The 23,358-nt window shown below is 70.8% G+C and carries 22 protein-coding genes; 9 read left to right on the top strand and 13 right to left on the bottom strand.

The annotated features are described in order from the left end of the window. Nucleotides 1–44 precede the first annotated feature (44 nt). Entirely contained in the window at nt 45–563 is a 519-nt protein-coding gene (locus ACFKCF_RS31390; protein ID WP_394498868.1) for a TetR/AcrR family transcriptional regulator, read from the top strand. Here ACFKCF_RS31390 and ACFKCF_RS31385 read toward each other — a convergent pair. After that, nucleotides 560–1,012: a GyrI-like domain-containing protein gene (locus ACFKCF_RS31385; RefSeq protein ID WP_394498867.1), complete on the bottom strand. Its 453-nt coding sequence runs from the start codon at nt 1,010–1,012 to the stop codon at nt 560–562. The two genes, ACFKCF_RS31390 and ACFKCF_RS31385, sit on opposite strands and share 4 nt — an antisense overlap. 97 nt (nt 1,013–1,109) lie before the next feature. On the opposite strand from ACFKCF_RS31385, the gene ACFKCF_RS31380 reads away from it, so the two are divergent. Beyond that, complete coding sequence (locus ACFKCF_RS31380; protein ID WP_394498866.1) at nt 1,110–2,549, top strand: GuaB1 family IMP dehydrogenase-related protein; 1,440 nt, start codon at nt 1,110–1,112, stop codon at nt 2,547–2,549. A 10-nt stretch (nt 2,550–2,559) separates the two neighbouring features. Here the strand turns inward: ACFKCF_RS31380 and ACFKCF_RS31375 are convergent, their stop codons facing one another. Beyond that, nucleotides 2,560–3,315 carry an SDR family NAD(P)-dependent oxidoreductase gene (locus ACFKCF_RS31375; RefSeq protein WP_394498865.1) on the bottom strand — a complete coding sequence of 252 codons (756 nt, stop codon included), beginning with the start codon at nt 3,313–3,315 and terminating at the stop codon, nt 2,560–2,562. 72 nt (nt 3,316–3,387) lie between these two features. On the opposite strand from ACFKCF_RS31375, the gene ACFKCF_RS31370 reads away from it, so the two are divergent. The 3 genes from ACFKCF_RS31370 to ACFKCF_RS31360 all read left to right on the top strand — a co-directional run bounded on the left by ACFKCF_RS31370 (nt 3,388) and on the right by ACFKCF_RS31360 (nt 6,576). Further along, the gene (locus ACFKCF_RS31370) at nt 3,388–3,762 is read left to right on the top strand and encodes an FKBP-type peptidyl-prolyl cis-trans isomerase (protein WP_394498864.1); all 375 of its coding nucleotides are present in this window, start codon (nt 3,388–3,390) and stop codon (nt 3,760–3,762) included. A 192-nt stretch (nt 3,763–3,954) separates the two neighbouring features. Then, the gene (locus tag ACFKCF_RS31365) at nt 3,955–5,478 is read left to right on the top strand and encodes an ATP-dependent DNA ligase (RefSeq protein ID WP_394498863.1); all 1,524 of its coding nucleotides are present in this window, start codon (nt 3,955–3,957) and stop codon (nt 5,476–5,478) included. Nucleotides 5,479–5,853: 375 nt separating this feature from the next. Then, on the top strand, nt 5,854–6,576 hold the full coding sequence (locus tag ACFKCF_RS31360) for a septal ring lytic transglycosylase RlpA family protein (protein WP_394498862.1): 723 nt from the start codon (nt 5,854–5,856) through the stop codon (nt 6,574–6,576). Nucleotides 6,577–7,382: 806 nt separating this feature from the next. Here the strand turns inward: ACFKCF_RS31360 and ACFKCF_RS31355 are convergent. Continuing rightward, nucleotides 7,383–7,976, bottom strand: coding sequence for a DUF1707 and DUF4870 domain-containing protein (locus ACFKCF_RS31355; protein WP_394498861.1), 594 nt, complete (start codon nt 7,974–7,976; stop codon nt 7,383–7,385). Nucleotides 7,977–8,111: 135 nt separating this feature from the next. On the opposite strand from ACFKCF_RS31355, the gene ACFKCF_RS31350 reads away from it, so the two are divergent. Then, nucleotides 8,112–8,459 carry a hypothetical protein gene (locus ACFKCF_RS31350; RefSeq protein WP_394498860.1) on the top strand — a complete coding sequence of 116 codons (348 nt, stop codon included), beginning with the start codon at nt 8,112–8,114 and terminating at the stop codon, nt 8,457–8,459. 785 nt (nt 8,460–9,244) lie between these two features. On the opposite strand, the gene ACFKCF_RS31345 is transcribed toward ACFKCF_RS31350, so the two are convergent. From ACFKCF_RS31345 to ACFKCF_RS31320, 6 genes are all read right to left on the bottom strand, one after another. After that, a complete protein-coding gene (locus ACFKCF_RS31345; RefSeq protein ID WP_394498859.1) occupies nt 9,245–10,450 on the bottom strand; it encodes a DUF4192 domain-containing protein in 1,206 nt (401 codons plus the stop codon). A 624-nt stretch (nt 10,451–11,074) separates the two neighbouring features. Then, a complete protein-coding gene (locus ACFKCF_RS31340) occupies nt 11,075–11,809 on the bottom strand; it encodes an EI24 domain-containing protein (RefSeq protein ID WP_394498858.1) in 735 nt (244 codons plus the stop codon). A gap of 10 nt (nt 11,810–11,819) precedes the next feature. Continuing rightward, entirely contained in the window at nt 11,820–12,401 is a 582-nt protein-coding gene (locus ACFKCF_RS31335; protein ID WP_394498857.1) for a Maf family protein, read from the bottom strand. Nucleotides 12,402–12,435: 34 nt separating this feature from the next. Continuing rightward, entirely contained in the window at nt 12,436–13,311 is an 876-nt protein-coding gene (locus ACFKCF_RS31330; RefSeq protein ID WP_394498856.1) for a DUF937 domain-containing protein, read from the bottom strand. A 67-nt stretch (nt 13,312–13,378) separates the two neighbouring features. Then, nucleotides 13,379–15,310 carry an ATP-dependent zinc metalloprotease FtsH gene (gene ftsH / locus ACFKCF_RS31325; protein ID WP_394498855.1) on the bottom strand — a complete coding sequence of 644 codons (1,932 nt, stop codon included), beginning with the start codon at nt 15,308–15,310 and terminating at the stop codon, nt 13,379–13,381. Nucleotides 15,311–15,346: 36 nt separating this feature from the next. Next, nucleotides 15,347–16,153 (bottom strand): hypothetical protein, encoded by an 807-nt coding sequence (locus ACFKCF_RS31320; protein WP_394498854.1) that lies wholly within the window; start codon nt 16,151–16,153, stop codon nt 15,347–15,349. Nucleotides 16,154–16,315: 162 nt separating this feature from the next. Between ACFKCF_RS31320 and ACFKCF_RS31315 the strand changes: the two genes are divergently transcribed. Further along, nucleotides 16,316–17,284, top strand: coding sequence for a DUF3616 domain-containing protein (locus ACFKCF_RS31315; protein ID WP_394498853.1), 969 nt, complete (start codon nt 16,316–16,318; stop codon nt 17,282–17,284). Between the two features lie 109 nt (nt 17,285–17,393). Here the strand turns inward: ACFKCF_RS31315 and ACFKCF_RS31310 are convergent, their stop codons facing one another. Together ACFKCF_RS31310 and ACFKCF_RS31305 are read right to left on the bottom strand one after the other, a co-directional pair. Beyond that, on the bottom strand, nt 17,394–18,053 hold the full coding sequence (locus tag ACFKCF_RS31310; protein WP_394498852.1) for a peptidyl-tRNA hydrolase: 660 nt from the start codon (nt 18,051–18,053) through the stop codon (nt 17,394–17,396). After that, complete coding sequence (locus ACFKCF_RS31305; protein WP_394498851.1) at nt 18,050–19,315, bottom strand: MFS transporter; 1,266 nt, start codon at nt 19,313–19,315, stop codon at nt 18,050–18,052. The genes ACFKCF_RS31310 and ACFKCF_RS31305 overlap by 4 nt, the downstream gene beginning before the upstream one ends. A gap of 71 nt (nt 19,316–19,386) precedes the next feature. Between ACFKCF_RS31305 and ACFKCF_RS31300 the strand changes: the two genes are divergently transcribed. Both ACFKCF_RS31300 and ACFKCF_RS31295 read left to right on the top strand, forming a co-directional pair. Next, nucleotides 19,387–20,334 carry a GlxA family transcriptional regulator gene (locus ACFKCF_RS31300; RefSeq protein ID WP_394498850.1) on the top strand — a complete coding sequence of 316 codons (948 nt, stop codon included), beginning with the start codon at nt 19,387–19,389 and terminating at the stop codon, nt 20,332–20,334. Between the two features lie 71 nt (nt 20,335–20,405). Then, the gene (locus tag ACFKCF_RS31295) at nt 20,406–21,236 is read left to right on the top strand and encodes an SAM-dependent methyltransferase (RefSeq protein ID WP_394498849.1); all 831 of its coding nucleotides are present in this window, start codon (nt 20,406–20,408) and stop codon (nt 21,234–21,236) included. Here the strand turns inward: ACFKCF_RS31295 and ACFKCF_RS31290 are convergent. Both ACFKCF_RS31290 and ACFKCF_RS31285 read right to left on the bottom strand, forming a co-directional pair. Next, nucleotides 21,233–22,684, bottom strand: coding sequence for an FAD-dependent monooxygenase (locus ACFKCF_RS31290; RefSeq protein WP_394498848.1), 1,452 nt, complete (start codon nt 22,682–22,684; stop codon nt 21,233–21,235). The two genes, ACFKCF_RS31295 and ACFKCF_RS31290, sit on opposite strands and share 4 nt — an antisense overlap. Before the next feature lie 9 nt (nt 22,685–22,693). Beyond that, nucleotides 22,694–23,299: a TetR family transcriptional regulator gene (locus tag ACFKCF_RS31285; protein WP_394498847.1), complete on the bottom strand. Its 606-nt coding sequence runs from the start codon at nt 23,297–23,299 to the stop codon at nt 22,694–22,696. Nucleotides 23,300–23,358: the final 59 nt, after the last annotated feature.

Raw genomic sequence — 23,358 nt, 5'->3', positions numbered from 1 at the left:
GGCTAGCAGCTTACTTAACGATAGGTAAGGGGTATTCTTCAGCCATGCCCAGTGACACGCGGACGCGCATCCAGGAGGTGGCCCGCGAGCTGTTCGTCTCGCAGGGCGTTCAGAACACGAGCCTGCGCCAGATCTCAGACCGGCTGGGCATCACCAAGCCCGCGCTCTACTACCACTTCGCCTCGCGCGACGACCTCGTACGCAGCATCGTCCAGCCGATGGTGGAGGACATCGAGCGGTTCGTCGCGACACGGCGGCCCGGCGACGCCCGGCAGTTGCTCGACGACTACTTCGAGCTGATCTGGCGGCACCGCGAGGTGACCACGATGATGGTGCGGGAGCTGTCCGTGCTGGGCTTCCTCGACCTCGGCACCCGCATGTTCGACTGGCGGCGGCAGATCATCGCGCTGCTGCTCGGCCCGGAGCTCACCCAGGCGCAGCACATCCGGGCGACGGTGGCGCTGGGCGGCATGTCCGACTGTTCGGTGGAATATGCGCACCTGCCGGTCGAGGAGGTCAAGCCGGCGGCCGTCGAGGCGGCGGCCGCCGCGCTCGGTCTCTAGACGGCCAGGTAGAGGTCCACGCCCTCCGGGTGGTGGACCTCGAGGTCAGTGGTGAACGCGCGGGACGGCGTACCCCCTGACTCGGTGTGCTTCCACACCTGCTGCCACATGTCGACAAGGGCCTGCGGCATCGGGCCGCGGACCTCGAGCCGCAGCGACGGGCCCGCCGGCACGCGCACGGCCACCATGCCCTCCGGCAACCGCGGCACGGTGCGCACGCCGGTGCCGACGATCTGCGTGTAGGCGCCGTGATGGTCGCTCTCGTAGTCGGTCAGCACCGCGTACAGGTTTTCGTCGACCCGTCCCGGCACGTGCGCGAAAGCCCCCGGAGCGCCGGCCCGCTGCCAGAGCACGGGCAGCTTCGCCCGCGACGGGTCCATCTCATCGGCATTGGTGGTGCGTACGGCGAAGCCGACCACGATCAATTCGCCCCGTTCGGTGACGTCCACAGGGCCCTCCCTCCCCCAAAAGTGTCCCGGCCGATCATAAGCCCCATCCAACGGGGGAAACCCCTCAATGTGCGGTCACCGCATAAGATGAATGAACGTGAAGTTTCTCAACGACCTCGAGCCTCATTACGACCTGACCTATAGCGACGTGTTCATGGTTCCGTCGCGATCCGCGGTCGGTTCGCGGCTCGCAGTCGACCTTTCGACGAATGACGGCACCGGCACCACCATTCCCGTCGTCGTGGCGAACATGACCGCGGTCGCCGGCCGTCGCATGGCCGAGACCGTGGCACGGCGGGGCGGCATCGCCGTAATCCCGCAGGACATTCCGCTGGACGTCGTGACCGACGTCGTCGACTGGGTCAAGAAACGCGACCTCGTCCACGACACGCCGCTCACGCTCACCCCGCACGACACCGTCGGCGAGGCGCTGCAACTGCTCCCCAAGCGGGCGCACGACGCGATCATCGTGGTCGACTGGGACAACCGGCCGGTCGGGGTCGTGACCGACGCCGACTGCCAGGGCGTCGACATGTACACCCAGCTCTCGCAGGTCATGTCGAGCGAGCTGCTGACGCTGCCCGCCGGGCTGGACCCGCGCGCGGCCTTCGAACGGCTGCACGGCGGCCGCCACCGCCTGGCCCCCGTCGTCGATCCCGGCGGGCGGCTGGTCGGCATCCTCACCCGCCTGGGCGCGCTGCGCGCCACCCTCTACCAGCCCGCGGTCGACGCGCAGGAGCAGCTGCGCATCGCGGCCGCGGTCGGCGTGAACGGCGACGTGGCCGCCAAGGCCAAGGAGCTGCTCGACGCCGGGATCGACTGCCTGGTCGTGGACACCGCGCACGGCCACCAGGAGAAGATGATCTCGGCCCTGCGCGCCGTCAAGGCCCTCGACCCCGCCGTGCCCGTCGTGGCGGGCAACGTGGTGACGGCCGAGGGCGTGCGCGACCTGGTGAACGCCGGGGCCGACATCCTCAAGGTCGGGGTCGGGCCCGGCGCGATGTGCACCACGCGGATGATGACCGGGGTGGGCCGGCCGCAGTTCTCCGCCGTCCTGGAGTGCTCGGCCGAGGCCCGCCGGCTGGGCCGGCACGTTTGGGCGGACGGCGGGGTGCGCCATCCGCGCGACGTGGCGCTGGCGCTGGCCGCGGGGGCGTCCAACGTGATGATCGGCTCCTGGTTCGCGGGGACGTACGAGTCGCCCGGCGACACCCACACCGATGCGAACGGGCGCAAGTACAAGGAGAACTTCGGCATGGCCTCCGCCCGGGCCGTGCGGCTGCGGACGGCCGACGACTCGGCGTTCGAGCGGGCCAGGAAGGCGCTGTTCGAGGAGGGCATCTCGACCTCCCGCATGTATCTGGACCCGAAGCGGCCGAGCGTGGAGGACCAGATCGACGGCATCGTGGCGGGGCTGCGCTCGGCTTGCACGTACGCGGGGGCCTCGACCCTGGAGGAGTTCCACGCGCAGGCGGTGGTCGGGATCCAGAGCTCGTCCGGCTACGCCGAGGGGATGCCGCTGCACCAGAGCTGGTGACCTCGGGCTCTCAGGTTCGGCGCCAGCCGCCGGCGGCGTGGATGCCGCCGTCCACGTGCAGCGTCGCCCCCGTGACGAACCTGGCCAGGTCGCTGGCCAGGAACACGGCCGCGCCGGCGGCCTCCTCGGGGCCGCCCAGCCGGCCGAGCGGCGGTACGCGTACCGGGTCGTAGGGCAGGGGGCGGGCCAGCATGCGCTCGCGCACGCCCGACTCGCCCTCGGTCCGCAGGGCGTCGGGCGCGATCGCGTTCACCCGGATGCCCCTGGGGGCCAGCTCCAGGGCGAGCGTCTTCGTCAGGCTCTCCAGACCGGCCTTCATCGCCGCGTACACCGCGAACCCCGGGGCCGCCTGATGGGCCTCGCTCGAGGTCACGTTGATGATCGACGCGCCCGGCGACATCATCGGCAGCAGCCGTCTGATCATGCCGGTGACCTGCGTGAAGTTCTCCTCGACGAGGATCTGCTCGCCGCGCGGCGAGGTGTCGGCGAACGCCGCGTGGAAGGTGCCGCCCGCGTTGTTGACCAGGACGTCCACGCGGCCCCACCGCTCACGGACGGCCTGGGCGAAGATCTCCACCGCCACGTGGTCGCGTACGTCGAGCTTCATCGCCAGCTCGGCCCGCGGCTTGTCACGGTCGCACACCGCGACGTGAGCGCCGAACGCGGCGAACGTCTCGGCGATCGCCAGCCCGATGCCCCTGGCCGCCCCGGTGACCACGGCGACGCGCCCGGTGAGCAGGATCCCATCCGGAGAAAGGGCGGTCATGAACGATGACGATATCCCGACCGCATAGAGTCGTCGGGTCTCATTGTCAGCAATCATCAACAGGAGCACTTCGTGGCACTCGAAAAGCCCGAGATCGACTTTCCCGAGGGCAACCCGCCCGCCGACCTGGAGATCGTCGACCTGACCGTGGGCGACGGCCCGGAGGCCAAGCCCGGCCACAACGTACGCGTCCACTACGTGGGCGTGGCCTTCTCGACCGGTGAGGAGTTCGACGCGTCGTGGAACCGCGGCGACGCGTTCGAGTTCCCGCTCGGCGGGGGCCGCGTCATCGCGGGCTGGGACCAGGGGGTCGCGGGCATGAAGGTCGGCGGGCGCCGCAAGCTCGTCATCCCGCCGCACCTCGGTTACGGCAGCCGGGGGGCCGGCGCGCGCATCAAGCCGAACGAGACGCTCATCTTCGTCGTCGACCTGCTCGGCGTCAGCTAACACCCGCTCCACCGGGGCGGGCCACCCCTCCAAACCGGCCCGCCCCACCCCTCCCAACCCCGAGCCCACCTGCGAAGTCCGCGCGACGATCCCAAAGGGGAGCAACCGCACGAGGGGCCGTGCCGGGAACAAGGCAGACACTTGGTCGATATCGGGTGGGGAAATGTCGGCATCGTGAGGCAACATAGGCGTGTGCTTCTGATCGACGTGGTCCGGGTTTCCGAGGCGGTGGCGCGCACGTCCGCTCGGCTCGGCAAGGTGGGCCATCTGGCGGAGCTGCTGGGCCGGGTCGGCCCAGACGAGGCGGAGATCGCGATCTCGTACCTCTCGGGCGAGTTGCCCCAGCGGCAGGTGGGCGTGGGCTGGCGCACGTTGGAGGACATCCCCCAGCCCAAGCTGGCCGCCACCGCCACGCTGACCGCGGTCGACGAGCTGCTGAGCAGGATCAAGGCGGTTTCCGGGGCAGGCTCGCAGGCTGCGCGCAAGGCGCTGGTGGCCGAGCTGTTCGCGGGGCTGACGAGCCAGGAGCAGCAGTTCATGCGCCGGCTGCTGTTCGGCGAGCTGCGGCAGGGCGCGCTCGACGGCGTCATGGTCGAGGCGGTGGCCAAGGCGTCCGGCGCGCCGTCGGCCGACGTGCGCCGCGCGCTCACGCTGCGCGGCTGGCTTCCCGCCGTCGGGGCGGCCGCATTGAGCGGCGGGGTCGAGGCGCTGCGCGCGTTCCGGTTGCAGGTGGGGCAGGCGGTCTCGCCCATGCTGGCGGGCAGCGCGCCCAACGTGGCCGCCGCGCTGGAGAAGGCCGGCGCGCCAGCGGCGCTGGAGTGGAAGCTCGACGGCATGCGGGTGCAGGCCCACCGTTCGGGCTCGGAGGTCAAGGTCTTCACGCGTACGCTCGACGACATCACACCCCAGGTTCCCGAGCTGGTCGAGGCCGTGCTCGACATGCCGTACGACGATCTCGTGCTGGACGGCGAGGTGATCGCGCTGCGTCCCGACGGGCGGCCGCACCCGTTCCAGGTGACGGCGAGCCGCGCCACCAGCAAGACCAACGTCGCCCAGCTGCGCGAGCAGACGCCGTTGAGCGTGTTCTTCTTCGATGCCCTGCGGGTGGACGGCGCCGACCTGCTCGACCTGCCCTATTCGCAACGCCAGGAGGCCCTCGCCCGCGCGGTCCCCCAGGGGCTGCTGACGCCTCGGCTGGTGACGGGGGATCTGGCCGAGGCGGAGAAGTTCTTCACCGATGTGGTCAAGGCGGGCCACGAGGGCCTGGTGGTCAAGTCCCTGGCCTCCCCTTACGCCGCCGGTCGCCGGGGCGCCGGATGGATCAAGGTCAAGCCGCGCCACACCCTCGACCTGGTGGTCCTGGCCGCCGAATGGGGTCATGGGCGGCGCGAGGGCAAGCTCTCCAACCTCCACCTCGGCGCGCGTGACCCTTCGGGCGGGTTCGTGATGCTCGGCAAGACGTTCAAGGGCCTGACGGACGAACTGCTGGCCTGGCAGACCGAGCGCTTCCTGGAGCTGGCCGAGGGGCCCACCGACGACTGGACGGTCACGCTACGGCCGGAGCTGGTGGTGGAGATCGCCTTCGACGGGGTCCAGCGTTCCCCTCGCTATCCCGGCGGCATGGCCCTCCGTTTCGCCCGGGTCCTGCGCTACCGCCCGGACAAGCGCGTCGAGGACGCCGACACGGTCGACACCGTGCGCTCTTTGATGCTGTAGCCGGTCTTCCTGAAATCAGGAAGCCGCACACCATCGAAGAACAAATCCACGCAGGCCCGACGGCTTGATCACCCGGACACTCGGCGTACCACCCCACCCGAGCTGCACCATTTGCCGATCAAGCCCGCTTTCTCGCGTTTCCCAGAACCCCAAAGATCCACGGCGTACGCTGGGCGTTCTTAGCAATCTTGCGGCTTAAGTGAGATATGTCACTGACTGTCGCATTAAGTTGCCTTTACTCGGGCTTTGTCGCATATGTTCGTCCTCACTGCGCGGGATCCCCCTCCCCGCCTCCGGATCGGCCGCCGTACGCCCTCCACCCCCTCCGGCCTGGCCTTTCCCTGCCCTATCCCCTAACTAGGACTGTGGTTTACCTTGGGCCAGCATTCCCTCAAGCCGACCCCTTCGTACCGCAAACTGATCACAGGCAAGCGCCGCTGGACCACCATCGCGGCCGGCGCCGCCGTCGTGGCCGCCGCCTCCACCGCCGCCTGGGCCGCCATGGACACCACCGGCTCCCCCAACCACCCCTCGGCCGCGCCCACGCCGCTCCAGGCCAAACCCCTGAACGAGGCCGCGCGCCAGGCGACCCCCCAGTCGCCCGCACCGCTCCCCAAGCCCCCGGCGGCCCGCCCGAAGCCCACCAAATCCCCAGCGGCCGCCCAGCCGAACACCACCGGCTCCCCGACCGCGGCTTCCTCCCGACCGACCGCCAAGCCCGTGGCGACCAAGCGCTCAACCCCCGGGACCGCGTCGTCCACGCCTACCAAGGCCACCAAGTCCCCGGTCCACAAGCCGAAGACCCGCGTACTCTCATCCGGCACCTGCGGCGCCTCCTACTACGGCGACCCCCAGATGACGGCCAGCGGCGAACGCTTCGATCCCTCGGCCATGACCGCCGCCCACAAGACCCTCCCCCTGGGCAGCAAGGTCCGCGTCACCAACCCGGGCACCGGCGAATCTGTCACGGTCCGCATCAACGACCGCGGCCCGTACGTGGGCGGCCGCTGCCTCGACCTCTCCGAAGCCGCCTTCGCCGCCATCGGCAACACCAGCGCCGGCGTCATGCGCGTCAAGTACGAGGTCCTCTCCCGCTAACCGCGCCCTGCCCGGCGCCTCCCCGGCACCCTCCCGGAAACCCCACCCAGCGCCCTCCCAGAACCGGCCCGGTGCCCTCCCGGAACCGGCCCGGTGCCCTCCCCGGAATCCCGCCCGACCCCTTGTCCAGCGCCTTTCCTGGCACCCCGCCCGGTGCCTCCCCGGACCCCCGCCCGGAACGCTGCCCGAACCGCCACCCAGCACCTTTCCTGGCACCCAGCCCGGTGCCTTTCCTGGCACCCAGCCCGGCACCCCCGGAACCCCGCCCGGTGCCTTTCCTGGAACCCTGCCCGCTATCCCCCCGGCACCCTGGCTGGACCCCAACCCAGCGCCTTTCCTGGCACCCAGCCCGGCACCCCCCGGAACCCCGCCCGGTGCCTTTCCTGGAACCCTGTCCGGCGCCTCCCCGGACCCCTGCCCGGGATCCCCTGGCACCTTGGCCGGACCCCACCCAGCGCCTTTCCCGGAACTCTGCCCGATGCCTTCCCCGCTGCCCTCCCCTCGCTGCGCCTGAACCATGCGGCTGCTCAGCGTGTCGTCAGCGCGGGCACCCGGCTCAACGGTGACCTCGGCCCACCGCCCCTCTGCCCCTGGCCGCAGCTCCACGCCCCTTCCCCCATGCTCGATCCACTCCCCCCACCCGCACCAGGCGAGGCACGGTCACCACACCGAACCACCACTCGCCCCGTATCAGGCCCCAACTCGGGCGCCACTCCAACGAGGCTCAACTAGGTGCGGTCCGTGGCCTGGGCTCAGCTAGATCAGGCCAGGCTCGTGTGGGTCCCGAGCAGTAGTGGCGGGTGGAGTCACTTCACCATCCGCAGCGTCATCGGGTAGCGGAAGTTGCCCTCCGTCAGGGACGTGACGCCGCCGACGATGGAGAGGACGACGGCGGCGACCCAGATGAACGGGAGCAGCACGACACCGATGATCGTGAACGGCAGGAGCACCGTGGCCCCCACCACCGTGATCTGGAAGTTGAGTGCCTCGAGCGCCTGCCTGCGGATGTAGGGCGACGTCTTGGCGCCGGTGAGCAGCAGGATCAGCGGGCCGGCGATCGGGATGCCGACGACCATCAGCAGGTGGCCGACCGCGGCGGCGAGACGTTCGTTGCTCTCCGGCGCCCGCTCGGGGCGGACCGGGGACGGAATCGGGGCGAGCCGGGGCACGGCTTGGGCGCCGTACAGCTCGGTCATGATGGGCATCAGGTCACCGTGCGTGCGCGCCGTCATCGCGCGCTCCAGCCGGTCGTCGAACTCGAGCTTGTCGAAGCGGCCCTCCGCGTAGGCGGCCTTGACGTGCTCGACCACGTGCTCTCGGTCCTGGTGGGTGACGCGCAGATGAGCTGGCGGCACCTGTCCCGGCCCAGGGGTTTGCGGTACCCCAGCCATAATCGCCATGCCTCTCCTTTGAGAATCGGGCAGTCACCTCTCATACTGCGGCTCTCGAACCCTCGGTGCTATCGGGAGAATCCCGGATGTGACCCCTAGATCGTCCCCGACGCACAGAGGCTCCAGACGGTATAAAAAGGATTCATGAGATGGCGAGACCGCTACGGCATTCGTCGACTGCGCGGCCCGAAGGTCGCGAAGTTCGACCGTGAGGCGACTGACGCCGACATCGAAGCGCTTATCGCTTTTGCCCGCTCGCGGCGTGGCGTCGAGTTTTACGTCGAGCCAGAGACTTTCGCCACCGACACGACCGCCATGGCGGTCGCCGACGACGGCGAATGGACCAGGCGCAGGGTCGGCTCCCCCGCCGTGATCCACAAGGTTGCCCGCGATCTTGCCCTCCCGGTTTACGATGTTCAACTCACCGGATATCCGCCACGCATGCGCGCTTACAACGAGCGCCGCCGCCGTGAAGAAGGCACCGGCAGCTGACCCCACCGCCGTCCGCCAGCGGCTCACCCCGTTGGCGGACGCTGACTGGCGATCGGTGCAGTGCCGGCTGACACCGCCGAAAGACAACTCACAACCAGCAGCCCACAGTGGCATTCCTGGCACATGGGTCGCCGCTACGCAGGAGTCGGCTGCCGGTGACGTGTCTGCGCACGGGTTACGGTTTACGTCCACGGAGGCGGATTCGAGTACGCCAATCCCCATACCGACCTCACGCCGTCCAGCCCTTCGATCGACGCCAACGACGGCCCGGACGTCGTCAACCGGACTGTGCTCGACCACGTCCGTACGCAGTCACCGCCCGATGCCCGGCCGGATCAGAGACCCCAATTCCCTCTCCACGGCAATCTTCGCGGGCTGCCACCGCTGCTGGTCGTAGCCGGCTTCGAAAGAGGTTCTCCTCGATGACGCGCGGCGGTTCGCGGAAGTCGTGTCCGATGTCGCAGGAACGGTCAGCCTCGACATCTACGACGACATGCCGCATGCCTTCCACCACGCGAGTGTCCTCGGTGCCGATCCGCTTCCCACTGCAGTGACCTGGCTCTCGCCGCATCACGGAGTGGAGCACTTCTCTCGCCGTCTCGGCGCGGTCGGACTACAGGCCATCCTCGTCGCACGTGCTCGCGGGGCGCGTCGAATCCCTTGTCTTCGATCCGATCCTTAAGACCACGCAAGCTGAGAAGCCCCTTCGATCCGTCCCCCAGTACGGGTCAGGCCGCCCGCACTGCGTCGTTGCTCGGTGGTTCCGATTGGCGGTGGGCGGGTGTTCATTCGGGCGGGGAAGGAGGGTCGTCTTCGTCCAGGAGGTTCACGAGGGGGAGGAGCCAGGAGGGGTGGGGTGGGCCCATGGCGGCGTCGAGCTCGGCCGGGGTGGGAAGGCGGTTTCGGAGGATCGTGGGAGACAGGAGGTTTTGGAGGGCGTGCATGAGGAGGTTGGCCATCGAGTAGCTGGGGTCGATGGTCAGGGCGCGTTCCAGGGCGATGGTGGCCTGGACGTTGTTGCCCGCGCGCCAGGAAGCCATCGCCAGGAGGGACGCGGCCGGTGGGATGAAGCGGGGCTCCAGCCTGCGGGTCAGGTCTTTCCAGAGAAGGGCGTGGGAATCTTGCATGAGGGTCCAGGCCTCGTCACGGGCCCTGGTGATCGACAGGGCCAGGCCCAGCTTCGCCGCCTCCGCGTCGTCCAGACGGCCGCCTTCCTCGTGGGTCTGGAGGGCTGATCGGACTCTGTTCAGGCTTTCGGCGATGAACTGCGTCGCGAAGGTGTCGAGGTTTGTGGCGGCTGTCAGGTCGGCCCGGAATCCTGCGGTCGCGTCGGCTGTGGCTCGTCGCATGGCCATGCGTACGGGACCTGCGATGGGGGCGATGGTACGTTCCAGGGATTCGCGATCGGGGAGGGCCACCAGGCCGCGTACGGTCGCCTCGGCGGCGATCTGGCTGGTGGTCAGGTCGTACGGAGTGCCTTCGGCCGGGCAGCACGTCGCGAGGTCGCAGATGTAGGACCAGTAACGACCCTCGTGTGCTCGTAGTGCTTCCCCGACATGAAGCTCGGTGGTGGTGGCGAGGAGTCTGGCCTCGTCGACTGCCGGTGTCACCAGCTCCCCCGGGCCGTAGCCGACGACGACGATCTCCGTCACGCCCTCCCGGTCGAAGACGGGCTCCAAGGAGGCGAGAGTGCCCGGGGGGAACGGCAGACTCCATCTGGCCACCAGCTTGGCCTGGCGACGATCGAGGCCGATCACGATGAGGCTGGTCTTCGGGTGGAAGCCGACGAGGTATGGCACGGCGGCCAGGATGTCGGTGGGGCTGGTGAGGGTGAGACAGGGCTCCAGGGAGGTGAAGCTGGATGAGGAGGAGGGCGGTGACGAGGAGGGGGTTGAAGGCGACGGCGAGGGAGCGGCGGTGGTGGGGCGGGAGTCCTCAGAGGCGGAAGCAGGGGTGGGGTTGGGAGTAGGGGTGGAGTGGTTGGTCGTCATGGGTCCTTAGGGTGCCTGGGCGGCGGCTCCGGAATCGGGGCCGAATTCGGTTCTGGGGATGGTGAGGGGCGCCCAAGGCTGGGCTGTGGATAACTGCGGATGGGTTTTGGGTTGGGCTCCTCGGTGGTGGTGCTGGTTCTGCTGCTTGAGGCGTGGATGGCATGAGGGCTGCACGGATTGAGAGTGCGCGTGTTTCGAGTGGAGGTGAAAGGCCTTCGCCGTCGGCTCTGTCATAGGAAGGCGGTGGAGCTGGGGGCAACCTGATCCGAGGTGGTGCAGGAGCTTGCCGGTGGCGTGCAGGAGGCCATGAGGAAGGACTGCGGCGTGCTCATGGCGATGCCGCTGAGCAAAAATCGGGCTCCCCCTTCGTCGAGCGAATCGCAGTGAAGCGCGGGACTGGTCTGGGCCTTGCCTGCCGTCTCGTGGCCGGCGGGGAGCGGCGGACTGGGCGCACCGACCGTCCACCGGTTCGAGACAGGGCCGAACCACCGTAGCGATCCGAGCTCGGAACAGTCGGGCTGGGCGACCAACCGTCCACCGCCGGGCTGGGGGCGAGGGGCCGAAGGTGACGGACCGAAGGCGACGGACCAAAGGCGACGGACCAAAGGCGACGGGCTGGGGGGGTTAGGGGGTGGGGGTTAGGCGGGTGCGGACGAGGAGGGCGGCGCCGGCTACGGCGGCGGGCATGGCGATGACGGCGACGAACGGCACCAGGAACAGCAGGAATCCCACCACCCCGAACCCGAGCGCACTGGCCTTGTTAGCGCGCAACAGCGCGAAGCGCTGCTTGCGCGCCAGCCCCCGCCGTTCCAGCGCCAGGGTGGTGAGCTCCACCGTCAGGAAGAAGCCCGAGACGAGCGCCCCGAGCACCGGCACCACCGTCTGGCCGATCACCGGGACGAAGCCCAGGATGAAGAGCGGGATCGTGAAAAGGAGCACGTAGAACAGCGTGATCAGGCTGTCCCTGATCGAGCGGGGCAGGGTGCGCCACCACGGCTGCTCGTCGGCGTCCGGGAGCGGGTCCACCTCCGCCGACAGCCGCTCGTAGAACGGCTCCCCGATCGCCAGGGTGATCGCGGTGAAGGTCAGCACGGCCAGCGCCAGCCCACCGAGGAACAGCAGGATCCCCACCAGCGTCCGGAACAGGTCACGCCAGCTCCACGACTCCGCGAACGGCGTCAGGAAGGTGGCCAGGTCGGTGGCGTGCGTGCCCAGCAGGACCAGCGCCGTGACGTACACCGCGAACGCGATCAGCGCCGGGATCAGCCCGAACAGCCACCACCGCCCGTGCCTGGCGACCCACCCCAACCCCTGGAAGAAGAAGCCGACGCCGGACGTGAAGTCGCGCAGTGATCGCATGCCCGGCAGGCTAGCGCCAGAACGACGTCACCGCGTAGCCCAGCTCCGCGAACAGGTCACGCAGCAGCGGCAGCGAGATGCCGATCACGTTGCCGTGGTCGCCTTCGATGCCCTCGATGAACCACCCGCCGCGCCCGTCGATGCTGAAGGCCCCCGCCACGCTGAGCGGCTCACCCGTGGCGATGTACGCGGCGATCTCCTCGTCGGACGGCTGGCCGAAGCGGACCACGGTGGTGGCGACCTCCGCCGCCTGCCTGCCCGCGGCCACGTCGATCACGCAGTGGCCCGTCACGAGGCGCCCCGTGCGCCCGCGCATGAGCCGCCACCGCTCGGTGGCCTCCTCCGCCGTGGCGGGCTTGCCGTAGGGTCGGCCGTCCAGCTCCAGGATCGAGTCGCAGCCGATGACCAGGCCCTCGTCGAGCTCGTTCGCGACGGCCTCCGCCTTGGCCTTGGCGAGCACGAGGCTGAGCGCCGCCGGGGTGTGCGCGGAGAACGAGTCCTCGTCGACGCCGCTGACGATCACCTTGGGGTCGAGGCCGGCGCTGCGGAGAAGGGCGAGGCGGGCGGGGGAGGCTGAGGCCAGAACGATCACCGCATAAGCCTACCGTTGACCTGCGGTGCGTCACTCACCAGTCGGGGTTCGAGGTGCCAGGCGCCACCTCGTGGTGCGGGTCCCCGTCCGCCAAGCCGCCGACGCAACCGTCCTCGTCCTCAAGGCCGCCGATGCGACCGTCCTCGTCCGCAAAGCCGCCGACGCGTCCGTTCTCCTCCTCAGAGCCGACGCGACCGTCCCCGTCCTCGTGGCCGTCCGGGGCGCCCCGGCGGCCCGCGGTGCCAGGGGCGGTGCCGGTGCCAGGGGCGGTGGCGGTGCCAGGGGCGGTGGCGGTGCCAGGGGCGGTGGCGGTGCCAGGGGCGGTGGTGGTGGCGGTGCCGGTGGCGGTGTCGAAGGGCGAGCGGGACTCGTACGGACCGCCCTGCGCGGGCACCCCACCCCCGAAGACCGCGTCGAGCAGGCCCTGAAGCAGCTCGCCCAGCTCCCCCGCGCGGCCCGGCTGCTCGCGGTCCAGGTCGTCGGCCATGGCGCCCGCGTTCATGTCGCGGCTCGCGGCCCGGTTGGCCAGCAGGGACATGATCATGGGCGCGACGAGGGGCAGCAGCCTCATGATGAGCCTCGCATCGACCCCGGCGAACCGCGCCAGCCCGTCCGCGGCCTGCTCCGTTCCCTGACCGCCCAGGACGTGGCCGAGGATGCTGTGCCCGTCGCGGGTGAGCGAGGCCACGTCGCCGGTGAACGGGTCGGTGTCCACGTGATCGTCCAGGGCCGCGCGCAGGGCGTCGGCGCCGTCCGGGTGGCGGGCGTTGCGGGCCATGCCCCCGACGATGACGCCCGACACGGCCTCGACCACGTCGCGGGCCGTGGTCGTGTCCGTGCCGAGCATCCCGGCGATCTGCTCCAGCCCTGAGTCTCCGAGCTCGGCGAGGAGCTCGTCAGTCAGTGTCACGACAGTCCCCCGATCGTTGTTCCGGGAGAGCTGCCCTGACCGGGGCCGGAGCAATGCCCGATTTGCGCTAATTCTCGGAAAAGCCCGCGGGGGTGGGGGCGGCCGAGGACATCAGGCCCGCCGCCGCGTACGCGCCGGCCTCGTCGAGGGTCTCGTGTTCGAGCAGGGCCTTGACGATGGCGTCGAGCTTGCCGCGGTTGTCGGTGAGGATCTGGATCGCCCGCTCGTAGCACTCGTCCACGATCCGCCGCGCCTCCTCATCGACGGTGGCGAGCGTCGCGGGCGAGGCCTGCGGCTGCTGTCCGTCGTTGGGAAGGATGGTCAGCGGGCCGACCTTCTCCGACATGCCCCAGCGTCCGACCATGCCCCGGGCGATCATGGTGACCTGTTCGAGGTCGTTCTCGGCGCCCGTGGTGATGACGCCGTACACGACCTGCTCGGCCGCCATGCCGCCGAGCGCGCCGGTGATGCGCCCGCGCAGATACTGCTCGTCGTAGGCGTACCGGTCGGTGTCGGGCGTGGAGAGCGTGACCCCGAGCGCCCGCCCACGCGGGATGATCGAGATCTTCCTGACCGGGTCGGCGCCCGGCTGGAGCATGCCGAGCAGCGCGTGACCGGCCTCGTGGAAGGCGGTCCTGGTGCGCTCCTCCTCCGGCATCACGATGCTGCGGGCCGCGCCGAGCTGCAGCTTCTCCAGCGCGTCGGCGAAGTCGGACGTCGTGACCTTCTCCTTACCGCGCTTGGCGGCGAGCAGGGCGGCCTCGTTGACCAGGTTGGCAAGGTCGGCGCCGGTCATGCCGGGGGTGGTCTTGGCGATCTGGTCGGGGCTGACCTCGCCGTCCAGCGGCACGCCCCGCGTGTGCACCTCCAGGATGGCGGTACGGCCGGCGGCGTCCGGCAGCCCCACCTGGACGGTACGGTCGAAGCGCCCGGGACGCAGGAGTGCCGGGTCGAGCACCTCGGGACGGTTCGTGGCCCCGATGACGATCACGCCCTCGGCGCCGGAGAAGCCGTCCATCTCGGTGAGGATCTGGTTCAGCGTCTGCTCGCGCTCGTCGTGTCCGCCGAGGCCGCCGGCCCCGCCGCGGGCCCGGCCGATGGCGTCGATCTCGTCGATGAACACGATCGACGGCGCCACCTTCCGCGCCTCCTCGAACAGGTCGCGCACCCGCGAGGCGCCCACGCCCACGATCATCTCGATGAACTCGGAGGCGCTGGCCGAGAAGAACGGCACCTTCGCCTCGCCCGCGACCGCCCTGGCCAGCAAGGTCTTGCCGGTGCCGGGAGGGCCGGCGAGCAGCACGCCCTTGGGCAGCTTCGCGCCGAGCCGGCGGTATTTGCCGGGGTCCTTGAGGTAGTCGACGATCTCGACGAGCTCGTTCTCGACCTCGTCGATGCCCGCGACGTCGTCGAACGTGACCCGCACCTGCCCGGCCTCGACCGGCTTGGCGGCCTTGGACTTGCCGATGCCGCCGAGGCCGCCGCCCATCAGGCTGGCGCCGCGGCGCATGACCCAGATCCACAGCCCGGCCAGCAGCAGCACGGGCAGCAGCGAGAGCAGCAGGTTGGAGAAGAAGCCACGGGTGATCGGCTTGGAGGTGATCTCGACCTGGCCGGTTGCCAGCTGCTGGTCGAGCTGGTCGGTGTTGGCGAAGGCCGGGATCTCGGTCGCGAACTTCGTGTAGGACTCGCTGCTCTCGGGGTTCTTCGCCGCCGAGCGCAGGTCACCCTCGACGGACAGGCCCTGGGCGTAGATGTCCTTGACGTTCTTGGCGTTCACCTGCTTGGTGAACTCCGTGTACGAGATCGTCTCGACGGACCCGCTGTCGACGAACGACGACACGACGAAGAAGCCCGCGTACACCACGAGCAAGGTGACGACGAATCGCCACCAGTTGATCTTGGGCCGGCCTCCGGGCGTGCCGGGCAGGCCCTCCGAACGCCAGGGCGGTTTGCCCTTGCCGTTCTTGGATGCCTGCGGCGGTCCCGAGCGTTCCACGGCGTCACTCCCCACATCGCCGCATACATGATCCTTTTAGCCTAGAACACGCACCCCGGCGACCACGCGGCCGATGTCTCGCCACTGCTTGCGCTGCGAGTCAGGCACTGAGACGAACGCCAGTCCCGGCTTACTCATTCCCCCGTCCATCACGACGACGGCCGCCCGCGACTGATGCCTTCCGTATTTGACGCGATATACGAGCATCCAGCCGCGCTTGACCGGCTGCGAAGCCAGCCAGGAGATCTTGGCGCCCTCCGGGTGGTGGTTGAGGGTCCAGCGGGCCGCGAGCAGCGCCGTGTCGCGCGGGGACTTCTGCCGCATGATCGGGAGCGGACATGTGACGAACATCCCACGCAGGCCGGCGCGCGTCTTGGGGAGCACCTGCTTGGTGGTGAACGGCGCCGCGCCGTACGACTTCCACGGCTCGGAGAGGTTCGGCACGGCCAGCCCGATGCGCTTGTCCTTGACGAGCTTCCTGGTCGGGGAGGCCAGGGACATCCGCTTGATCCGGCGCGTCAGCTTGGGGACGCGCGGGTCGGCGTACAGGGCCTCCATGGCCGTGTAACCGGGCGCGAGCGACGAGCCGGGCGAGGGCGTCGCCTCCACCGTGGGAGGCGGGGAGGAAGTCTCCGCCGTGGGGGGCGGAGAGGAAGCCGTCGCAGGCGGGGAGGAAGGCTCCACGGTGGAAGGTGCGGGGCCGGACGAGGACGGTGCGGCCGGCGGCGCGGTTACCGGCCCCGCCGCGACCTCGTCCGGCCCTGACGGGAGCACCGCGACCAGCGTCGCGGCCGCGGCCACGACCAGGCCGATCGCGGCGAGCCCCCGGTACACCACCCGCATCCGGAGATCTCCGATACGGGAGCGTTTGGGCGGAGAAGCAGGGGTTCCGGGCCTCGCCGCGGTCCTCACTTGGGAACCCTTGATCTCTTCTTCCCCATCGAGCACGAGCGGAGCGTACGACATATCCGGCCATTGCGCCTTGGAAGCTACCGAAGTGCAATCATGGGCGACGTGGAACAGGTTGAGCTGCGATTCGACCACGCCTCGCGAGCGTCCCAAACGCACACGAATCTCTCAGCGATCCGGCAGGGCTCCGCCGGTCTCTGGGTGGCCGGCGACGAGACCGCGACCTTCGAGCACCTGACGTGGACGGGCGACCATTTCGGCGCGCAGCGCACGTTCCCGCTGGCCGACTACGTGGACCTGCCGGCGGGCCCCGAGGACGAGGCCGACATCGAGGGCCTGGCCCGCGCGAACGGCTACCTCTGGCTGGTCGGCTCGCACAGCCTCAAGCGCAGGAAGGTCAAGTCGAAGGACCCGGAGAAGGCCGCCGACCGGCTGGCCACGGTGGTCAGGGAGGAGAACCGGTTCATCCTGACCCGGCTGCCGCTCCACGGCGAGACGCCCGGTCCGGGAACGATCCTCTCAGGCAAGGACAACCTGACCACGCACCTGCGCGGCGACCGGCATCTGGCGCCGTTCCTGGAGCTGCCCGGCAAGGACAACGGGCTCGACGTCGAGGGCATCGCCGTCGTGTCCGAGCGGATCTACCTCGGGCTGCGCGGCCCCGTGCTGCGCGGGTGGGCGGTGCTGCTGGAGCTGCGGCTGGAGGAGGCGGGCAGGTCACGGCTGCGGCTGCGGGAGCCGTACCGCAAGCACTTCCTGGACCTGGGCGGGCTGGGCGTGCGGGACCTCTGCCCGGACGGGGACTCGCTGCTGATCCTCGCCGGCCCGACCATGGATCTCGACGGTCCCGTACGGATCGTGCGCTGGCGGCCCGGCACCAGGCAGGGCGTCGTCCCCGAGGGCGAGCTGGAGACGGTGATCGAGCTGCCCTACGGCGTGAAGTGCGACCACCCCGAAGGGCTGGCACTGCTGGACGACGGCAGGCTCATGGTCGTGTACGACAGCCCGTCACCCGCGCGGATCACCCCGGCGGGCGGCGTGCTGGCGGACGTCTTCACGATCTAGCGACGCGTCCGCACAGCCAGGACGCCCCTTCACGATCTGGCGACGCATCCGCACAGCCAGGACGCCCCTTCACGATCTGGCGACGCATCCGCACAGCCAGGACGCCCCTTCACGATCTGGCGACGCGTCCGTAGAGCCAGGGCGCCTCGGCCACGAACGTGCACGAGCCCGGCTCGATCTCCGTGAACCCGGCGTCGCGCACCACGGGCAGCCCCGCGGCGGCCATGGCGTCGAAGTCGCCCTGGGAGGCCGCGGTGCGCACGGACACCGCGAAGCCGCGGGCGCGCCAGGCCTCCCGCTCGGCCGCGTCGCTGGCCCACCAGGCGAGCTGGGCGGCGTGGCCGGCCTGCGCCATGGCCTTGCCCGCGGACATGTCCAGGCCCGGGTTGGCCCACAGGACCGGCGGCTCCGCGGTCGGCGGATCGGCGCTGTCACTCAGCTCGGTGCCGCCCACCTGCAGCCGCGCGAGGTCCCGTGGCCAGCCGTCGAGCGGCACGGGCGGATGTACGCGCACCTCGGCCGTGCGGTGCTCGACGGTGCGCCCCGGCAGCGCGACCGCCCTGCGCCACTCGGCGCCCCTGGCCCGGCGGACCACCTTGCGGATCTTGCCGGTGGACTGCCAGGAGTGCAGCTCGGCGGCCCACTCGCCGGGGTCGTCCAGCAGGCTCAGCACGGCCATGGCGGCCGCTTCCAGCGCGTCGGTGCGTTCGGGAGGAGTGGCCCTCTCGATCCTGACGACCAGCGGCAGGACATAAAGCTCAGAATTCATCGTTCCCTAGCATGCCTGATCGCCACGGACATGCCCGCAGCGAGGAGGCACAGGGCGCCGGCGCCGTACCAGGCGAGGTCGTAAGCGCCCAGGTGGTCACGGGTGAGCCCGGCGGCGACCGCGGCGAACGCGGCGCCCACCTGGTGCGAGCCGAACACCCACCCGAACACCACGGCGCCGTCGGCCCCGTAGATCCGCCGGCACAGCGCCACCGTGGGCGGCACGGTCGCCACCCAGTCCAGCCCGTAGAACACGATGAAGATCAGCATGCTGGGCTCGGTCGTGGCCGCGAACAGGCTCGGCAGCACCATCAGGGAGAGCCCGCGCAGCGCGTAGTAGACGCCGAGCAGCACCTTGGGGTCGATCCGGTCGCTGAGCCAGCCGGACGCGATCGTGCCCGCGATGTCGAAGATCCCGATGACCGCCAGCAGGCCGGCCGCCATGGGCTCGGCCATGCCGTGGTCGTGCGCGGCGGGGATGAAGTGGGTGCCGACCAGGCCGTTCGTGCTGGCGCCGCAGATCGCGAAACCGCCGGCGAGCAGCCAGAACGGCCGGGTCCTGGCCGCCGAGGCGAGCACGGTGACGGCCCTGACCGCCGCGTTCACCTTGCCCGGCGGCGCGGTGCGGACCGCGCCCGGCTCCTCGCCGAGCGCCGTCGTGCCCACGTCGGCAGGGTGGTCGCGCAGCAGCCACCAGACGAACGGCACCACCGCCAGCGCCGCACCGGCCACGGTCAGCGAGGCGAAGCGCCACCCCGGCCCCTCGGCGAGCTGGGCCAGCACGGGCAGGAAGATCAGCTGCCCGGTGGCGCCGGCCGCGGTGAGCACGCCCGTGACCAGCCCGCGGTGCCGGACGAACCAGCGGTCCACCACCGTGGCGGCGAACACCAGCGCCATCGAGCCCGTCCCGAGCCCGACGAGCACGCCCCAGAACAGCAGGAGCTGCCAGCTCGCCGTCATCAGCACGGTCGCGCCGCTGCCCGCGGCGATCAGCAGCAGCGCGAGGGAGACCACGCGGCGCATGCCGAAGCGGTCCATCAGGGCGGCGGCGAAGGGGGCGGTCAGGCCGTAGAGCACCAGGTTGACGGAGACGGCCAGCGAGATCGTGCCGGCCGACCAGCCGAACTCCTCCTGCAAGGGGGTGATCAGTACGCCGGGGGTGGCACGGAACCCGGCCGCGCCCAGGATCGCCACGAAGGCGACGGCCGCCACGAACCAGGCCCGGTGCAGGCGGCGCGTGGGGGCGGTGGTGCTCAACGTCATGCGCCAATCCTGCTTTATCCACTTACAAGGTCACGAGTGGCCGGATGGTCAATATGTGAAAGAATCCGGCCATGACACATCGCGTGGCAGTCGTCGTGCTCAACCACTTCGCCACGATCGACCTCGGTGTGCCCGGCCAGGTGTTCGGGACGGCCGAGACGGCGGACGGCGAGAAGCTGTACGAGGTGGTGACCTGTTCGGAGGGGCGGATGCCGGTCCGCTGTTCGGCGGGCTACAGCGTGCTGCCCGACTACGACCTCGACGTGCTCGACACCGCCGACACGGTCGTGGTGCCCGGCGTCCACGCGGGCCGGGCGCTGCTGGACGGCACGATCTCGGAGACGCTGGCCGCGGCGCTCCAGGGACGGCCCAGGATCATGTCGATCTGCACGGGGGCGTTCGTGCTGGCGGCGGCGGGCCTGCTCGACGGGCGCCCGGCCACCACCCACTGGCGCAACGCCGACCTTTTCGCGCAGCTCTTCCCGCGGGTGAAGCTGGACCCCGACGTGCTGTACGTGGACGACGGCGACGTGCTGACCTCGGCGGGCGTGGCGGCCGGGCTCGACCTGTGCTTCCACGTGATCAGGAACGACCACGGCAGCGAGGTCGCCAACCGCGCGGCCCGCCGCTGCGTCATGCCGCCCTGGCGGGACGGCGGCCAGGCCCAGTACATCGACCGCCACCTGCCGGAGGCGGGCGGCGGCACGGCGGCCACCCGCGACTGGATGCTGGCCCACCTGGACCACCCGCTCGACCTGACGGCGCTGGCCGAGCACGCCAGGATGAGCGTGCGCACGTTCACCAGGCGCTTCCGCGACGAGACCGGCGTGAGCCCGGCCAGGTGGCTGAACGGCCAGCGGGTCCAGCACGCCAGGCACCTGCTGGAGACGACCGACCTGGGCGTGGAGGAGGTGGCCAGGAAGGCGGGGTTCGGGACGGCGGTCTCGCTCCGGCAGCATCTGCACGCGGCCGTCGGGGTTTCGCCGCTGGCGTACCGGCACACGTTCCGGCGACTCTGAGTTCCTCCGACAAAAGCCACATTTCGGCCCTACAATCGGCCCCAGGAAGATCGACTAGAAAGGGTCGTCACATGGCCGAGGCGGACCGCGTACCCGCCGGGATCAACCCGAACGTGCCCAGCGTCGCCCGCATGTACGACTACTACCTCGGCGGCCGGGACAACTTCGCCGCCGACCGCGAGGCGGCCGAGAAGATGATGGAGATCGGCCGGCGGATGGGCAACGACGCCCGCGAGATCGCCCTGGCCAACCGCGCCTTCATCGGTCATGCCGTACGCATGCTCGCCGAGGCCGGAGTGCGCCAGTTCGTCGACATCGGCGCGGGCCTGCCCACCCAGGACAACGTGCACCAGGTGGCCCAGCGGCACGCCCCCGGCTCGCGCGTCGTCTACGTCGACAACGACCCCATCGTGCTGGTCCACGCCCGCGCGCTGCTGGCCAGGGACCCGGACGTGCTGGCGATCGAGGGCGACCTCAAGGACCCCGACGCCATCCTGGACGACCCGCGCGTCGCGGAGCACCTCGACCTCTCCCAGCCGTACGCCGTCCTGCTGGTCGCGGTGCTGCACTTCATCCACGACAACGCCGAGGCCGACCGGATCGCCGCGCGCATCCGCGAACGCCTGCGGCCCGGCGGCCATCTGGTGCTGTCGCACCTCCTGTACGCGGGCCACGACATGGACGACGTCGCGACGGCCGGCCAGCAGGTCTACTCCGGCACGACCTCGGGCGGCCTCGCGCGGCGCGGCTACGACGAGATCGCCTCCTACTTCGACGGCCTGGAACTGCTCGGCCCGGGCGTCGTGCCGGTGGCCGACTGGACGGCCGACGGCTCCCCCGGCGGCTCGTACGACCTCTCCAAGGGCGGCATCCTGGCCGGGGTGGGCCGCCGCCCGGTCTAGGCCGCCACCTCCAGGCCTTCGCCGAACCAGGTCCTCAGGGCCTCGTCGAGCGTCTCGTCGGGGTTACCCGCCCAGGCCACGTAGCCGTCGGGGCGCACCAGCACCGCGCCGTCGCCCTCGAAGGGCACCACGTGCACGCGCCCGTGCCGCACGCGCAGGCCGCCCGTCCCGTCGAGCAGCACGGGCCACGCGCGGGCGGCCGGCTCGGCCGGCAGGTCGGCCAGGAACCGCCCCGCCAGGGGGTGCGCCGGCGCGGGCACCGGGTAGGCCAGGTCCGCTCCGGCCATCATGGCGGCGATCCGGCGGCGGGCGTCGTCGTCGCCCAGCAGCTCACCGAACACCTCACGCAGCGCCGTGATCTCGGGCCCCGGCGCGGCCAGCGCGAGCTGCGCCTGCGTGTGCGTGGCGACCCGCAGGGCGGCCGGACGGCGCTCGGCGTCGTAGGTGTCGAGCAGCCCGGGCGGCGCCCAGCCGCGCACCTCGGCGGCCAGCTTCCAGGCCAGGTTGGCGGCGTCCTGCAGGCCGAGGTTGAGGCCGGGCGCGCCCATGGCCGAGTGGACGTGGGCGGCGTCGCCCACCACGAAGACCCTGCCCTCCCGGTAGCGGTCGGCGACGCGGGTGTTGCGGCCCTTGAGCCTCCTGAGCAGGTGCGGGCCCTCGCCGGTGGGCTCGGCGAGCGGCAGGTCGGCGCCGAGCACGCGGGCCAGGCTGGCGCGCACCTCGCCGACGGTCACCGGCACGTCGTCGTCGGGCGCCGAGGCGTCCCACTCCATGGAGCTGACCAGCAGCGTCCCGGGGCCCGCGGGGAGGATCGCGTACGCGCCGCGCTCGGTCCTGTGCCAGGTGTAGAGCACGTACGTGCCCACCCCCGGCACCTCGAGCTCGACGGTGCCGGGCCGGATCGTCGCGCCCGGCACGGTGACGTGGGCGCTGCGGCTCACGACGTCGGTCGAGGTGACGCCGGGGAAGCCGATGCCCGCGAGCTTCCTGACCGTGCTGTGCGCGCCGTCGCAGCCGACCAGGTAGCGGGTGCGCAGCTCGTACGCGCCTTCGGGCCCCCGCAGCTCCACCGAGACGCCGTGGGGGGCCTGGGTGAAGCCGAGCAGCTCGTGCCCGCGCCTGATCTCCACGCCCAGCTCGACGGCCCGCCGCTCGATCAGCTCCTCCAGGGCGGGCTGCTTGATCCCCACCCCGTACAGCGGGTTGTCCGCCAGCCCGGCCAGGTTCAGCGGCAGCGCGCCGAACACGAAGGCCGGCATCGGCGCGTCCTCCACGGCCAGGCCGCGCTGGTGGAGCAGCCTGACGACCTGGCCGATGATCCCGTTGGCCTTGGGCTGGTCGCTGCGCCGGGGCAGGCGCTCGACGACGGTCGGGCGCACCCCGGCCAGGGCGAGCTCGCAGGCCAGCATCAGCCCGTTGGGGCCGCCGCCGACGATGACGATGTCCATGTGGTCTCCTCAGAGGGAAGGATCGGGCAGCCCCGCGGCAAGCGCGCGCAGGGCCTCGCGCAACAGGGGCACGAGCGGGACCGGCGGGTCGGATCGCAGCCAGTGGGCGACGGCCGTCTGCACGGCGGAGCCCACGGCGACGGCGACGAGGTGGGGGTAGAGGTCGCGGGCGGCGTCGGTGCCGGTGCGCTCGGCCACCGCCGCGGCCAGCTCGTTGTTGCCGGCGAACACCGCCTGCAGCGACTCGGCCCGCAGCGCGGGCTCATCCGCCAGCATCCTGATGCTCGCCAGCAACTCGGGGTCGGGCGCCACGTCCGTGCGGGCCAGCGCCCAGGGCTCGACCATGGCCTCGGTCAGCGCCTGCCACAGCGGCTCCTGCGGCGGCCGCGCCCGCAGCGCCGCCACCGAACGGCTGATGCGGTCGGTGTGGCGGGCGGTGATCGCCTCGTACTTGCTGGAGAAGTAGTTGTTGAACGTGCGGGGCGAGACGCCGACCTCGGCGGCGATGTCCTCGACGCGTACGCGCTCCAGCCCGCGCTCGTGAGCCAGCCGGAGGGCGGCCGCCATCAGCGCCTCGCGCGTGGCCTGCTTCTTCCGCTCTCTGAGTCCGCTCATGCGCTGACCGTACGACAAAAGTGCGGACTCCGCAATTTTTCTGACCACGCATGTTTTGC

Origin of the sequence: Nonomuraea sp. JJY05, assembly GCF_043496855.1 — a bacterium.
Taxonomy (GTDB): Bacteria; Actinomycetota; Actinomycetes; order Streptosporangiales; family Streptosporangiaceae; genus Nonomuraea.
Note: the sequence above shows the minus strand (reverse complement) of the source record. Positions and strands in the feature narration are given on the sequence as shown.

Excerpts from the sequence above, each read along its gene's own strand:
- ACFKCF_RS31390 (WP_394498868.1), top strand. The coding sequence starts at position 45 with ATGCCCAGTGACACGCGGACGCGCATCCAGGAGGTGGCCCGCGAGCTG.
- ACFKCF_RS31375 (WP_394498865.1), bottom strand. The coding sequence starts at position 3,315 with ATGACCGCCCTTTCTCCGGATGGGATCCTGCTCACCGGGCGCGTCGCC.
- ACFKCF_RS31355 (WP_394498861.1), bottom strand. The coding sequence starts at position 7,976 with ATGGCGATTATGGCTGGGGTACCGCAAACCCCTGGGCCGGGACAGGTG.
- ACFKCF_RS31350 (WP_394498860.1), top strand. The coding sequence starts at position 8,112 with ATGAGATGGCGAGACCGCTACGGCATTCGTCGACTGCGCGGCCCGAAG.
- ACFKCF_RS31345 (WP_394498859.1), bottom strand. The coding sequence starts at position 10,450 with ATGACGACCAACCACTCCACCCCTACTCCCAACCCCACCCCTGCTTCC.
- ACFKCF_RS31340 (WP_394498858.1), bottom strand. The coding sequence starts at position 11,809 with ATGCGATCACTGCGCGACTTCACGTCCGGCGTCGGCTTCTTCTTCCAG.
- ACFKCF_RS31320 (WP_394498854.1), bottom strand. The coding sequence starts at position 16,153 with ATGCGGGTGGTGTACCGGGGGCTCGCCGCGATCGGCCTGGTCGTGGCC.
- ACFKCF_RS31315 (WP_394498853.1), top strand. The coding sequence starts at position 16,316 with ATGGGCGACGTGGAACAGGTTGAGCTGCGATTCGACCACGCCTCGCGA.
- ACFKCF_RS31310 (WP_394498852.1), bottom strand. The coding sequence starts at position 18,053 with ATGAATTCTGAGCTTTATGTCCTGCCGCTGGTCGTCAGGATCGAGAGG.
- ACFKCF_RS31305 (WP_394498851.1), bottom strand. The coding sequence starts at position 19,315 with ATGACGTTGAGCACCACCGCCCCCACGCGCCGCCTGCACCGGGCCTGG.
- ACFKCF_RS31300 (WP_394498850.1), top strand. The coding sequence starts at position 19,387 with ATGACACATCGCGTGGCAGTCGTCGTGCTCAACCACTTCGCCACGATC.
- ACFKCF_RS31295 (WP_394498849.1), top strand. The coding sequence starts at position 20,406 with ATGGCCGAGGCGGACCGCGTACCCGCCGGGATCAACCCGAACGTGCCC.
- ACFKCF_RS31290 (WP_394498848.1), bottom strand. The coding sequence starts at position 22,684 with ATGGACATCGTCATCGTCGGCGGCGGCCCCAACGGGCTGATGCTGGCC.
- ACFKCF_RS31285 (WP_394498847.1), bottom strand. The coding sequence starts at position 23,299 with ATGAGCGGACTCAGAGAGCGGAAGAAGCAGGCCACGCGCGAGGCGCTG.